Raw genomic sequence first — 13,749 nt, forward strand, 5'->3', positions numbered from 1 at the left:
ACTACAGACCATCGATAAACCCGCCCGCCGCCTTAGCAATCGTCCCCCGCTCACTCGCATAAATCCTCAACTTCTGATGCCGAGCCTCCTCCCAACTTAATCGTCAGCAGCTGCCTCAAGGACTTGACTGTTTCCTGGTGGGGTGTCGATAAAGACGAAGTCGGCGGTGCTTGTTTTGCGGGTGATTTCGCGGTGGTTTACTGAGGTGACAGTAAACGGTAGCAGAGCCCCGTTTTTCTTCGGTGGTGTAGACCCCGTCTGTTGCTGCTCTTTGAGGGTCAGCGTCCCAAAGTTCTACTAAACGGTGGGGCGAGGGTGTGCGCCTACTTTTGAATAAGCCTCGCCTTATTGCGTGTGCAGCAGGCACTTTCGGTGTAGGCGAGAAAGCCGCGTCCCTAGTTCTTCTTAAACCTGCCGGATGCTTTCATAAAGGCTCGGGCGGCAAAACGAGCGCCGGTCGCGTGGGTACCCGTGGCGGTTTTTGGGTCAAATTCCGGGTCTGCAGTAACGGGGGCAGGTGCATCTACCTGCTGAGCATGCACCGGTTCAGGAGCAGCAATCTCTGAGGCTTCATCAGGGGAGTCCGGCTCATGAATCACCGGCGACTTAACCGCAGGCTGTGAAGAGGTGGACGCGTCCGCAGAACCCTCTAGCGGCTCTAAACCTGCGGGGAAGAAAGCGGGCGACTCACCTAAATTGTGCCTGACCTGTTCAATGAGCTGGCCGGTAAATTCTCGGCGTACCCGGGCACTGGTAGCAATAGCAGAACCGGTACGCGCCAGCTGCTCACCGGCTTTCACCAGTAAGAAAGTCTTAGGGTTGCGAGAAGCAATAACGCCAGCAGCCCCAAAAATATTAGTTTTGTTGCTACCGGGAACATTCGCCTGAGCCATCGCCTCATCAAGAGAGGCCAGTAGCTCATGAACATCGCGCCCCAACACCTGAGAGGCAGCTTCATCACTGCTAGAAGGGTTCAAACCGTACAGGAGCGCCACTCCGTGAACGTAGGCTTTGACCGCTTGAGCAGACCCCACCTGAGCTGCCGTACCCACACCTTGCCGTGTTGCCTGATTGACGTTGGCAATCTTCTGACCGGCGGCACCCAGGTGCGAAGCTGCACGAGTAGCAGTAGCTACCTTAGGGTTACGGGTCAGCCGACCCACCGCGTTAGGGGTGAATTCGGTGGCACCAGCCTCAGCCCCGCCCACCAGCGTAAAATCGCGGGTGAACACCTTACCCAAGCGCTCAATCACTTGGGCGGGCGTAGCCTGCGGTGACTGCGCCCGTATCTTACGAATACGACGCACCGCTAGCGGCTCACGCACTTCCTGATCCGACTCACCGGTTGCGGGTGTCTCAGGGACGGGGCGGGGAGTGTCAGCTACAGAATCATCGGGTGAAGTAGGGTGCTCAGTCATGCTCTCTATTTTAGAGCACCCACGATTCTTCACCGCAGATTAGCCCCTCAGCAAGAGCACATGTACACCCCACTAAAAACCGCCGGCACTCTCCCACCCACAAATGGGGGAGTACCGGCGGCTCTATACTGAAAATTTACACGGCAACTGGTGCTGTGAGAGCAGAACCTACTGGGCGTAACGCTCGGTAGCGTATTCCAGTAGCTGCGCTGCAATACCGGTGTAGGTATGCGGGGTCAGCTCGCTCAGTCGCTTCTCGGCGTCTTGAGAAAGACCAAGCTCGCCAACGAATTTTTTGAGTCGTGCCGCGTCAACGCGGTGACCGCGGGTAAGTTCTTTCAAACGCTCGTAGGGGTTTTCCATGCCCTCAACACCGGCAATAGCCTCAGCACGCATCACCATCTGAATAGCCTCAGCCAGAACCTCCCAGTTGGCATCCAAGTCATCAGAGATAACGTCGGTAGCAATATCAAGGCGTTCCAAGCCCTTGACTACATTGGAGATAGCAAGTACCGAGTGACCGAAAGCCACACCAATGTTGCGCTGTGACGAGGAGTCAGTCAAATCGCGCTGCCAGCGGGACTGCACCAGGGTTGCACCCAAGGTGTTCAACAGTGAGTTAGAAATTTCAAGGTTAGCCTCAGCATTTTCAAAACGGATGGGGTTCACCTTGTGCGGCATGGTTGAAGAACCGGTTGCACCGGCCACGGGAATCTGACGGAAGAAACCAATGGAAATGTAGCTCCACACATCGGTGCACAGGTTGTGCAATACCGAGTTGAAGTGAGCAATGGATGAGTAGAGTTCAGCCTGCCAGTCGTGGTTCTCAATCTGAGTGGTCAGCGGGTTCCAATCTAAGCCCAGACCGGTTACGAACTCCTCCGACACTTTCTGCCAGTCGGCACCGGGTACAGCCACAACGTGCGCTGAGTAGGTGCCGGTTGCGCCGTTGATCTTACCCAGGTACTCGGTGCGCTCAACGTTGCGAATCTGACGGTTCAAACGGTAGGCGAAAACAGCCAGTTCCTTACCCAGGGTTGAGGGGGTTGCAGGCTGGCCGTGGGTACGAGAAAGCATGGGTACGTCGCGTGCTTCTTCAGCGAGCTTCATGATCTGATTAACCAGCGAACGAGCCGCGGGTAACCACACCTGAGTCACCGCGTCCTTGACACCCAAGGCGTAGGAGAGGTTGTTGATGTCTTCTGAGGTGCAACCGAAGTGAACCAGCGGCTTCAGATGCGCTAGGTTCAAACCTTCAAGACGGTTGCCGATATAGTACTCAACCGCCTTCACATCGTGAACGGTCACGGCTTCAATCTCAGCCAGTTCCTTGACGGAATCAGCCTTGAAATCGGTCACAATAGCACGCAAACCAGCCTCCTGTTCGCTGGTCAGTGGTTCAAGACCGGGCAGAACCTGGTGGTTGCACAGGTAAATAAACCATTCGACTTCAACGTGAATGCGGTCGCGGTTAAGGGCGGCCTCAGACAGGTAGTCAGTCAGGGGTGCGGTGGCAGATTTGTAACGACCATCGAGAGCGCCCAGTGCGATGTTCGCATCGGCAAGTGAGTGGCGGCCAGAGGGTAAGAAGGTGCTGTTTTCAGACATACTCCTATTTTGGCATGAAGCAGGCCGCATCCTTGAACCTGCCACCTGTGGATAGCGCAAACTTGGTACAAAAATCCTGTGGATAACTTTTGTTGCCCCCTACTTATCCACAGATTGAGGCTTCACCCTTGGCAGGATGCGCGCAATTTCTTACCGTAAAGGTACCACCGGTGAACTGCTGCGCCCGCCAAGTATCACCGAGGAACACAAGAGATCATAAATGAAAGAAAAGAGCCACCTCATGACACTCTTTCAGGACGCACTGGTAGCGACGACTGCTCGCGGTGTGGGCTCGGCAGCTACAGCGCCGGTGGTCCAGCACGTGAGCTCTTTAGCGCAGATGGTGCGCGAGTACGCCACCACGCTAAGCGCAGAAACCGTAGCCCAGCAAGAAGCCCTGTACACCAGCGCGCACCGCATTGCTACCAGCCAGAATATTAGCTGGGAATCACGCACCAGCGACCTTTACAACGATCTGGTTCGGGGGCATTTGCAGCGCAACCAGGACGCGCGTGGCACTCTTGAGACGGCAGCAGAACACATTATGGCAGCCGGTGACGTTATTGCCCATCAGCTAGAAGCCCTGGCAATAGATATCAGGCAAGCAGGTGCTGGCGTGGATGCCGCCATCAGTGCCGCAGCGTCTCACGACTCCGTTGAAGACGTACTGGAGGTGTTTGCCGATGCCACGGTGGGCGCTGCCGAGTCAGCCCTTTACCTTTTACTGAATAACCCGCTGATTGACGCTGCTCAGCAGCTTATCCGTTAGAAGGAGCCATCTGGTGTTCACAAGAATCGCTGTTGATACTGAAAAACTTGCTGAATCGAGCGCCAAAATGTCGCGTTCAGCTGATGAATATGGCAATATTGCCGCTTCGCTCACCGACGTATCGATCAGGCTTGCGCTTCTAGCTGGTCTGGATTCATCGGGTGCTGGCGCTCAGGCACTGAAACTCGTAGGATCATGCGCCGCTGGCATTGCCGCTGAGAATCTGTTGATTCACATGAGGGCTCGTTCTTTAGCTCGGGTTCAGGAGAATTATGAAGCGGCTGAGAATGCGGCGCTGACAATCTTCAACGGGGTGCTGGGGCATGATTTCAACCGTCAGGATGTTCGTGTTGCCGCCGATATTTCTGTGGGGTTGAGTGCCGAATACTTCAAACAGCATGCTGGTCAATTCATGTTCTTGAAGGCTAAGGCACTGTGGGATCTCTCAAATATTGCCGCTACGAGCAAAACCCCTTACGCGGTGGCATTTAGCTCTATCGGCTATCTGACCTCGATCACGCTCTTTGGCGCCTCAACATTCTTAGATATTGTCTATGGCGGTAGAGCCTTTGCCCTGCGTAATCTCTTTGATCGGTTGACCGCGATGGGCTATTTGGTAGACGAGATTGATGACATGTTCTACCGAATCTTTGCAGCCGGTGGGGTGTTTATGCCTTTAAACCATCACAGCACGCAGGTCTTTGCCAGCGGTTCCGGGCGAAAACTCTCCAATGATGTGAACGATATAGGTGTTCTTGTGAGGAACTTGAAAGCTGTAGGTGATGAAGCTGAAAATCTCGATACAGTGACCCAGGACGCCGGTACGCTGGTGGGCTATGGCAGAATCGCCGTGCAGAAAGTGGTAGATGAAAACGGCAATATCTCGGCGGTAGTGTACATACCCGGCACTGATATCGCCGAGCTGGGCAAGGGCGATATTCTCGGGTACGAGGGTGCCTTAGAGATGACGCAGATGGATTACGGCACCACCTACGAAGACTCCACAGCTATTACCCAGCTCATTGATCAAGCACTGACGGACGCGGGGGTAGATTCCAGCATCCCGCTGATGATGGTGGGGCACAGCCAGGGCGGCATGGCTTCTTTCAACAGTGCCGCCAACCCTTATCTACGCAGTAAGTACAACATGAAACAGGTGGTGAGCTTCGGCGCCCCCAACGGTGAGAAGCCCAAGGTACCGGGGGTGCAGTACACTGAGGTGCGCGGTATCGACGATATTGTGCCGGTGTTTCAGGCTAATACAGCCGAGCACACTGATGATGGTGATGACCGTATTTACTACGCGAACACTACCGAGAATCCTTGGTCGATCAATCCTTTTCACGGGCATTATCTCGATGGCTACGTCCACGCCCTCAAAAACCCTGAAAGCTCACTGCTGACAGAGAATTACAGTGCTGATGTAGCCTTTGTGGGCGCTCCCGTGGCTGTTTCATCGACAACCATGACTTCGGGTTCAAGGATGCCTCAGAGCACTACCCCTCTGCGACTAGCCGCCCGCACCGTGTCTCAAACTGCACCCATGATGTACCAAACAAGCATGGAGGTTGCCCAGTCAAAGGGGCTTGATGCGGCGAGTGAGCAGCAAGAATGGATTGTTGATGAAAACCAGAAGCGCCAGTGGCACACCTCGGCTGAAAAGGCTGAGGACAAGGCGAACACTAAGAAAAAACTCCAGAACTCACGTGACATTCTGGAAACCGCCGAAACCTACTACAACTTAGCAACGGGCACTAGCAAAGCCCTAGACGGTGCAGACCCTGAGACCTTGCGCCACTTAGAGCCTGATACCGTGCAAGAAACCGTGAAATATCATGTTCCGCGCATCGCCGCGGACATCGTCAATAACCAGCCCCCTGATCGCGTTCCCGCTGACTGGGTGAGAGAGTTCAACCTAGACGCACGGGGGCAGATAGCCGTGCCTGAGCCGGTTGGCGCGTCCGCACCAGCGACGGGTGCAGTAGCTGAACAAGGGCACTGGGCACACCACTTTGAGCCCCTACACCAGCACCAGTTTGCAGACAGTGAGTTGCACGAGGGGCGCCGCGAACCGGCTGTAATAGGCGCACAGTGAATGATTACACTGCTCACAAACCTATAATCAAAAGTATGACTGAGAACAACATGCGCCCCGCCCCTCGCCCCGTTTTTTCCTCCCTGCCCAAGTACGCAGCCGGCAAACCACCGGCTGAGGTAGAGGGGTTAGAACGATTCAAGCTGTCTTCTAATGAGAACCCGTGGGGAGCCGTGCCCGCTGTGCGAGAGGTACTGGCAGATTTTGACCAGACCCACCGCTACCCCGATCCACTCTCTACCTGTCTGCGTCAGGCGCTCGCTGATGAGCTTGCGGTTGATGCTGACGATATTGTGACCGGTGCCGGTAGCCTGGGTGCTTTACAGCAGATTCTCACGACTTTCGCGGGCAGTAACGAGGACGGTAGCCAGGACGAAGTCATTTATGCGTGGCGTTCCTTTGAGGCGTACCCCATCGTGGTGGGTCTTGCCGGGGCTCGTAGCGTGCAGGTGCCCAATACTGCAGAGGGCGCACATGATCTGGATGCGATGGCGGCAGCTATCACTGAAAAAACCCGCATCATTTTGGTCTGTACCCCTAATAACCCCACCGGTCCGGCGGTGACCGAGTCACAGTTGCGCGGATTTTTAGAAAAAGTGCCCGGCAATATTGTGGTGGTCGTGGACGAAGCGTATTTTGAGTTCTGTCAGGCGACCCCGCTCGATGAGGGCGTTGAAGGCCCGGTCAATGGTCTGGACGTCTACCGTGACTACCCGAACGTGGTGGTACTGCGAACCTTCTCTAAAGCTCAGGGGCTGGCAGGTTTACGGGTGGGGTATTCGGTTTCTCACCCCGAGATCACCCAGCATCTGCGGGTGGGGGCAACTCCTTTTGCTGTCTCAACACTGGCAGAGTCAGCTGCGGTGGCTTCCATCGAGCACAAAGATCAGGTAATGGAGCGGGTAGCGCACCTGGTGGTTGAGCGGACGCGCGTGGTCACTGCCCTGCGTGAGATGGGGTACACCGTTGCTGAGACATTCGCTAATTTTGTGTGGTTACCCCTGGGTGAGCGCACTTCCGCGTTTGCTGCCGCTGCTGAGGCGCAGGCTTTGAGCGTGCGAGTTTTTGGTACTGAGGGGGTGCGGGTGAGCATTGGGGAGGACGCTGCTAATACGCGCTTGCTGCAAGTAGCCGCTGAGTTTTTGTCGGCTGAGCGGGGCTAAAGTCCCGGCGAGTTGCGATCGCTATCTTGCTCGTAGTGGGGGCGCGTCCTGAGTATCTGCTGTGTATTGCGCTACGTGGTGCTTTACAAATCGCTATTTTTGAAAAAATGGTCTAATTTTTTTTAAGAAAGGTCTTGATGGGATGCGCGTAAGACACACCCCACCGAGCTGTAAAATATGGAGGGTTATATGCCAATAACACACGCTCATCAGGACGCAAACCCCTGGGGTATTCCGCCGCTGATTCAACTTTTGACGCCCGAGGCGCAGGTTCAGGAGCATGAGGTTTTCAGCGGCTATGTTGCTGATATAGATCGAGAAACTTTGGAGGGGCTGTACCGTTCGATGGCGCTGACCCGCCGTTTTGATGAAGAGGCTACTGCCTTGCAGCGTCAGGGTCAGTTACTGCTGTGGGTTTCGAGTCGGGGACAAGAGGCAGCGCAGCTGGGTTCGACTTTCGCAACTGCTGAAAGCGACTACATTTTCCCCTCTTACCGTGAACACGGTATTGCTTTGGGCCGCGGGATTAAACCCGGTCAGCTGCTGGCGCTGTTTCGTGGTATTGATACTTGCGGGTGGGATCCCAAGAAGCATAACTTCCACCCTTACACCCTGGTGCTCGCAGCCCAGGTGCTTCACGCTACCGGTTACGCGATGGGTCTGAACTTCGATGCAACCATCGCTGAAGAAACCGGTGAATTGCAGACCGGGCAGGGGCAAGCTACCGAGCCGGTAGCGGGGGAGAAGCCTGCTGTTATCACCTACTTTGGTGATGGCTCTTCCACCGAGGGTGAGATTCACGAGTCGATGGTTTTCGCTGCTTCGTACAACGCCCCGGTTCTTTTCTTCGTGCAGAATAACCGCTGGGCAATCTCAGTTCCCTTCGAAACTCAATCGCGTGTACCTATCGCCACTCGCGCAGCGGGTTACGGCTTCGAGGGAATCCGCGTAGACGGCAACGATATTCTTGCCGTTATTGCAGCCACCCGCTATGCACTGGAGAAAATCCGTGCGGGGGAAGGCCCTGTGCTGATTGAAGCTGAAACCTATCGACTTGGTGCCCACACCACCGCCGATGATCCCACTAAATACCGTACCGATGCCGAGCTCACCGAACGCACTACCGTTGAACCCCTCGTCCGCCTTGAAAAGTACCTGCGAGCCCTGGGCACTACCGATGAGTTCTTTGAAGCGCTCGCTCACGAAATAAAAGAGTACGGCAGCTCGGTGCGCGAAGCCGCTCTGAGTTTGCAGAGCCCCAGTTTTGAAGACTTCTTCGACCGCGTCTACGCACAGTCGCACAGCCAGGTGCAAGAAGAAGCCCAGTGGTACCGCACCTACCAAGACGGTTTTGAGGACTAACCCACATGATGACCGAAGAAATGAACCAAGAACCTGCGGTAGAGACCCTCTCGATGGCTAAAGCTATTAACCGCGCCCTGGTCGATGAGATGAGTAGCAACCGTAAGGTGGTTGTGATGGGTGAGGACGTGGGCGCTTTGGGTGGTGTTTTCCGCGTAACCGAGGGGCTCAGCACCCAGTTCGGCACCCAGCGTGTTATGGATTCCCCGCTGGGCGAGGCAGGAATTGTGGGTACCTCGCTAGGTCTTGCCCTGCGCGGCTACCGCCCGGTTGCTGAGATTCAGTTTGATGGCTTTATCTTTCCTGCTTTCAACCAGATCACCTCGCAACTCTCGAAGATGCACGGACGCACCGGCAAGAACTACGAGGTTCCGGTGACCATCCGCGTTCCTTTCGGCGGCGCTATTGGTTCAATTGAGCACCACTCGGAATCCCCCGAGGCGCTGTTTGCCCATACGCCGGGATTGCGCGTGATTACCCCCTCCTCACCTCACGATGCTTACTGGATGCTGCGTAAGGCAATCACCTGCCCAGACCCGGTGCTGTATTTTGAACCCAAGCGTCGTTACTGGCAAAAGGGCGAGGTGAATTTTGCAGATACCACCTTTGACCCCTTCACTGCTGAGGTACGCAGGGCGGGAACGGATATGACCATTGCAACCTATGGCCCTCTAGTGCCTGTTGCTTTGGCTGCCGCTGAAGCCGCTGCTGAAGACGGTCGTAGCGTTGAAGTGATTGACCTGCGCAGTATCTCCCCGCTGGATGTTGAAACCGTGGCAGCATCAGTGAACAAGACCGGACGCTTGGTTATTACCCACGAGGCACCGACCTTCGGCGGCATTGGCGGTGAGCTATCAGCGCGCATCACCGAGCGGTGCTTCTACTCGCTGGAATCTCCCGTGTTGCGTGTGGGAGGGTTCCATATGCCCTACCCTTCAGCCCGTGTTGAAGAAGAATACGTGCCGGGCATCGACCGTATTCTTGAAGCCATTGAACGTTCGTTCACCTACTAAGGCAAGGCATCATGTCACAAATTTTCACATTGCCCGATGTGGGCGAAGGTCTAACCGAAGCTGACATTCTGTCGTGGAAGGTCGCTGAGGGCGACGCCGTTGCGGTTAATGATGTATTGGTAGAGATCGAAACTGCTAAGTCAGTGGTTGAACTCCCCTCGCCCTATGCCGGGGTTGTCGAGGCTCTCATGGCAACCGAAGGTAGTACGGTGGCGGTGGGTGCCCCCATTATTTCTATTGCCGATAGCGCGACAGACCGCGGTGTACCGGTGGCAACTCCGGCAGAATCCGGCGTAGAAGCGCTGGTCGGATCAGGACCGAAAGCTGACCCCGTCAAGCGTCGTACACGCAAACGTCAGGTGCCTGCTGAGCAAGCGCGCCCTGAGTACGATGGCGCACCCCAGCCGGTAGCTGAGAAAAAGCCGGCAGGGGCAGAAGAAAAACGCGGTCTGTTAGCCGGTATTAGTAGCTGGCAAGATCTGCAAGGACGCGCCAGCAAACTGGTGGAGGACGGCAAAGAAGCACTGCTGCGTCGCCCCTCAGTCCAGTCTGCACCGGCACCAGAAAAAACTACCCAGCCTGTACCTCGCCGCCAGACCTTGGCGAAACCGCCGGTGCGTAAGGCAGCCCAAGACTTGGGCGTAGATTTAGCGCATGTGACACCCACAGGTAATAACGGTCAGGTGACCAAGCAGGATCTGCTCAACTATGTGGCGCACATTGCCGAAGATACATCGACAGCAAGCAATGGCGATTTCTGGTCGGCTCAAACCGTGGGCGATGACCGCATCGAGCGCATTAAGGTACGCGGTGTTCGCAAGGCAACAGCCCGCGCTATGTCGCAGTCAGCATTCACTGCTCCGCACATTTCTATCTTTGTCGATGTCGATGCTACCCGCACGATGGAGTTCGTCAAGCGACTCAAAGCCTCGCCCAAGTACCAGGGCGTGAAGGTGACCCCGCTCTTAATTCTTGCCAAGGCTGTTATATACGCGGCGGCTCGCACCCCGCAGGTGAATGCTACCTGGACTGACTCTGAGATTCTGGTCAAACATTTCATGAACTTAGGTATCGCTGCGGCAACACCGCGCGGTTTGCTGGTGCCCAACATTAAGGACGCCCAAAACCTCTCCTTGCGCGAGTTAGCGGTGGCTCTAAACGATCTGACAGTGACTGCTCGCGAGGGCAAAACCCAACCTGCGGACATGTCGGGGGGAACCTTCACAATCACCAACATCGGCGTGCTTGGCATTGATACGGGTACACCGATTTTGAACCCGGGTGAGGTTGGTATTCTCGCCTTCGGCACCATCAAGCAAAAGCCATGGGTAGTAGATGGTGAGGTTATTCCCCGCTGGGTTACCACCCTCGGTGGTTCCTTTGACCACCGTGCTGTTGATGGGGATCTCTCAGCGCGCTTCATGGCAGACGTTGCAGCAATTCTCGAAGAACCTGCACTGCTTCTGGATATGTAGGCTCCCACACTGCCTAACCCCCGGTTACAAGGTGCTGGTGATAACAGGCAGACGTAATAACGTGCCTCCGCCCGCCGTGCATCTCCTACCGTAGACCGCCGCTGAAAAACGCACTCGATGCGGTGCGTATGAAAAACTTCTGGGCACTAAATGAGGGCCCTCACCACTGGTGAGAGCCCTCAAAAAGAAGATGTGCTACCTCAACCGGCTAAGGGAAACTTCCCCAAGTTTTTCTTAGCCGTTGCGTGGGCTGCCATTAGGGTAACAGCTGCTGATGAAGAGGTGGCGATTATCTTTACTCAGAAAATTGGGTTCTAGCTCAGTCCCCCAACGTCGCTAGAACAACACAAAGAGTCCCCCGACTCGTGTTTTTTCTGAATATATCTATTGTGCCAGATACTGCTAAGGGTACGTGTTGTGCCCATTAGACACACTTATGCTGACAGATCCCTAGAAAATTTCAACAGCGCCGGTTTCGCGGTCAATTTCGTAGGCGATGGCGTTGTCTTCATCGTCACCACCGTCGTAGACCACCATAGCGGCAATCGCGTCATCGGCAGGGAAAGCTCGAATGGTGACGGTACCGCCGTCCGTGTTTTTGAGGACTTCAAGGACGCTCGTGGTGAGCGAATCGGAGATGCGCCGAGGCATGGTTTCTCCGAGTTCGTCGAGAATATCGACGCGGATACCGCGCTGGCGGGCTGCCCACGTTGCATCCAGAATTGCGCGGTTGGCGATGTGCCTACCGCGAATGGTGTCGCGCAACTGGGCCTCAGCGAGTTTGAACTGTTCTGCTTCTTCGAGGCTGATAGGTGAGGGGTCGAAAGCAATGCGACTGAGCATACTCTCGGTGAGCGTACGAACCTCAGCTACACGCTGGGAGGCAACGTTACCCAGACCTTCTTCTTCAGCGTGATTGTGCTCAGCTGAGCGCAACAAGCTGGTGGATTGCTCTGTCTGCTGGGTAGCGGCAGCGGCTAAGGAATTCATGCCTTGAGCAACCGCGAGCAGTAGGGCAGGCACCAAAAAGATGGAAAGAAACTCGGCAAGGGTTCGTTCAAAAGACTGGTACCACTGGGCAACCAGCAGCAGCATGAAAAGAAAAACAATCCACCCTACAAATGATCGCTGACGCAGGATCAGAATAATGCTGATGAGCTGAAAGGGCAGAATAACCAGCAAGACCGTGCCGCGCGGTAGAGAGTGAGGCAGTACCTCAAGTAGCCCCTGTACGCTGTACATGGAGAGCAGGGTAATGATGGGCGAATAGACCTCGGGCAGTCTTGTTTTATCAAGCTCTAAGAAGGTCAGACCGAGAGCTACCGCGAAGGTGATGAACGCAAGGAGCATCTTACCCATCGAGTTGCTGGTGTAGGTGGGGTGGGCAATCTGCCAGACCAACATAGAAAGTCCCACCATGATAATGCAAAAACAAATAGCGTAGTTCAGGTACTGGTTACGCAAAAAACTAAATCGAATTGCCATTATTTCTCACCCGGCCACTGCACGGTTACTTTGGTGCCTTTAGCAGGGGAGGAATCAATGTAGACTTCACCACCGACTTCTCGCATGGAGTGCATCATTGAAACGCGCACGCCCATGCGCCTGATATCGATGTCTTTGAGTGAAAAACCGGTTCCTCGGTCAGAGATAGTACAGATAATAAACGAACGGGATTCTGCTGAGCGGCTGGAACGCAGGGGACGGCGGTATTCCGTGCGAATACTGATTTGGGTGGTACGGCTACCGGAGTGACGGGCGCTGTTTGAGACAGCTTCAGTGACGGCATGGACGAAGGCACGCGCCGCAGGTGCTGGCAGGACAGACTCAGAGTCAGCGGCAGGGTAGTTGTGCGGTGCCTGAGAATCGTTGAAACGCAGACGATTGTTCCACGGTGAGATGCCCTCTGCCACTTGTTCAGTGAGCGTCTGAAAAGTGGTGGGCAGCTCGAATCTGGTTTTTGCGGTTTCCTGATCGAGAACCGACAATGCACGCTGAGCCAGTTTGCGCGTCCGCTCAGCAACTAGGCCTTGCTGACGTGAGGCGTCTAGCAGGGTTGCCATTACGTTATCGTGAACGAGCTTGTCGAACTCCTGCAGCTGCTTAGAAATATCGCGGGTACGGTAGACGCGCAGGTGGGCGCCTAGGGTCTCGGTGTAGAGCGTGTCAGCGTTGTGGGCGGCATCAATTACTGTTCCCACAAAACCTGCGAGTAACGTACACGAACCGGCTACGTAGGCAATGTAGATGAGCACTAAACTCGTGTGCATCTCGGTATTAGTGGCAGAGTGCGCACCTACCAGCGAGGCACCAAAAATAGCCGTAAAGCACACGATGCTGAGAATAATACCGCGTGCCGATAAAAGAATGAGCGGTGTCAGTACACCGTAGAGGGGCAGAGTCCACATCCACGAATAGGGTGAATCACCGGGTTCTAGCGCTAGAGGCCACACTATAAGCCCCAGCAGAGCAATCGCCGCTGCCGGGTAGATGAGCGTAGGAAGATATTCTTTGCGCAAGCTGAAGTAGGTCAGTGCCGAAGAATGGATGACGACCAGCAGACCAATAAGGTTGTACCAGCTACTGTAGGTGCCAGGGTCTGCCACCATCTGCACCACAATAACAACGCCGAGCACAGCATAAAAAAGCTCTAAACGGCAGAACAGGGCGAAAGTAATGGACCCCACGAAGCTCTGCCCGTTACCACCCTGCGAACTCACCGGGCGCGGGCGCGTGAAGGTGTCTCGGGTAGACGTCAGACTCAGAGAGCGGGCAAGATCCTTGGTGACATCGGTATTAGTAGCCAATAATTTACTCTTTGCAGGTGGTTGCGCCCTCCGCGGAGG

10 protein-coding genes are annotated in these 13,749 nt (G+C 55.2%); 6 read left to right on the forward strand and 4 right to left on the reverse strand.

Going from position 1 to position 13,749, the window contains the following annotated elements; all coding sequences use genetic code 11:
* Window positions 1-395 precede the first annotated feature (395 nt).
* Window positions 396-1,418 carry a hypothetical protein gene (locus JR346_RS01620; protein ID WP_205482661.1) on the reverse strand — a complete coding sequence of 341 codons (1,023 nt, stop codon included), beginning with the start codon at window positions 1,416-1,418 and terminating at the stop codon, window positions 396-398.
* 168 nt (window positions 1,419-1,586) lie between these two features.
* Complete coding sequence (gene purB, locus JR346_RS01625; RefSeq protein WP_204878053.1) at window positions 1,587-3,026, reverse strand: adenylosuccinate lyase; 1,440 nt, start codon at window positions 3,024-3,026, stop codon at window positions 1,587-1,589.
* 241 nt (window positions 3,027-3,267) lie between these two features.
* On the opposite strand from purB, the gene JR346_RS01630 reads away from it, so the two are divergent.
* From JR346_RS01630 to JR346_RS01655, 6 genes are all read left to right on the forward strand, one after another.
* On the forward strand, window positions 3,268-3,795 hold the full coding sequence (locus JR346_RS01630; RefSeq protein ID WP_205482662.1) for a hypothetical protein: 528 nt from the start codon (window positions 3,268-3,270) through the stop codon (window positions 3,793-3,795).
* Between the two features lie 13 nt (window positions 3,796-3,808).
* Window positions 3,809-5,890, forward strand: coding sequence for a hypothetical protein (locus tag JR346_RS01635; RefSeq protein ID WP_205482663.1), 2,082 nt, complete (start codon window positions 3,809-3,811; stop codon window positions 5,888-5,890).
* A gap of 35 nt (window positions 5,891-5,925) precedes the next feature.
* Entirely contained in the window at window positions 5,926-7,053 is a 1,128-nt protein-coding gene (locus JR346_RS01640; RefSeq protein WP_205482664.1) for a histidinol-phosphate transaminase, read from the forward strand.
* Window positions 7,054-7,242: 189 nt separating this feature from the next.
* On the forward strand, window positions 7,243-8,415 hold the full coding sequence (locus JR346_RS01645) for a thiamine pyrophosphate-dependent dehydrogenase E1 component subunit alpha (protein WP_204878049.1): 1,173 nt from the start codon (window positions 7,243-7,245) through the stop codon (window positions 8,413-8,415).
* Between the two features lie 5 nt (window positions 8,416-8,420).
* Window positions 8,421-9,428, forward strand: coding sequence for an alpha-ketoacid dehydrogenase subunit beta (locus JR346_RS01650; RefSeq protein ID WP_370592590.1), 1,008 nt, complete (start codon window positions 8,421-8,423; stop codon window positions 9,426-9,428).
* Window positions 9,429-9,439: 11 nt separating this feature from the next.
* Window positions 9,440-10,903, forward strand: a complete 1,464-nt coding sequence (locus JR346_RS01655) for a dihydrolipoamide acetyltransferase family protein (protein WP_205482665.1) — start codon at window positions 9,440-9,442, stop codon at window positions 10,901-10,903.
* Between the two features lie 450 nt (window positions 10,904-11,353).
* On the opposite strand, the gene JR346_RS01660 is transcribed toward JR346_RS01655, so the two are convergent.
* Together JR346_RS01660 and JR346_RS01665 are read right to left on the reverse strand one after the other, a co-directional pair.
* Window positions 11,354-12,388, reverse strand: coding sequence for a hypothetical protein (locus tag JR346_RS01660; RefSeq protein WP_204878047.1), 1,035 nt, complete (start codon window positions 12,386-12,388; stop codon window positions 11,354-11,356).
* Window positions 12,388-13,710 carry a sensor histidine kinase gene (locus JR346_RS01665; RefSeq protein ID WP_205482666.1) on the reverse strand — a complete coding sequence of 441 codons (1,323 nt, stop codon included), beginning with the start codon at window positions 13,708-13,710 and terminating at the stop codon, window positions 12,388-12,390. Before JR346_RS01665 ends, JR346_RS01660 begins: the two co-directional genes overlap by 1 nt.
* Window positions 13,711-13,749 lie beyond the last annotated feature (39 nt).

The sequence above is a fragment of the Rothia sp. ZJ932 genome, from assembly GCF_016924835.1.
Lineage (GTDB): Bacteria > Actinomycetota > Actinomycetes > Actinomycetales > Micrococcaceae > Rothia.

Excerpts from the sequence above, each read along its gene's own strand:
- JR346_RS01640 (WP_205482664.1), top strand. The coding sequence starts at position 5,926 with ATGACTGAGAACAACATGCGCCCCGCCCCTCGCCCCGTTTTTTCCTCC.
- JR346_RS01660 (WP_204878047.1), bottom strand. The coding sequence starts at position 12,388 with ATGGCAATTCGATTTAGTTTTTTGCGTAACCAGTACCTGAACTACGCT.
- JR346_RS01620 (WP_205482661.1), bottom strand. The coding sequence starts at position 1,418 with ATGACTGAGCACCCTACTTCACCCGATGATTCTGTAGCTGACACTCCC.
- JR346_RS01645 (WP_204878049.1), top strand. The coding sequence starts at position 7,243 with ATGCCAATAACACACGCTCATCAGGACGCAAACCCCTGGGGTATTCCG.
- purB (WP_204878053.1), bottom strand. The coding sequence starts at position 3,026 with ATGTCTGAAAACAGCACCTTCTTACCCTCTGGCCGCCACTCACTTGCC.
- JR346_RS01650 (WP_370592590.1), top strand. The coding sequence starts at position 8,421 with ATGATGACCGAAGAAATGAACCAAGAACCTGCGGTAGAGACCCTCTCG.
- JR346_RS01655 (WP_205482665.1), top strand. The coding sequence starts at position 9,440 with ATGTCACAAATTTTCACATTGCCCGATGTGGGCGAAGGTCTAACCGAA.
- JR346_RS01630 (WP_205482662.1), top strand. The coding sequence starts at position 3,268 with ATGACACTCTTTCAGGACGCACTGGTAGCGACGACTGCTCGCGGTGTG.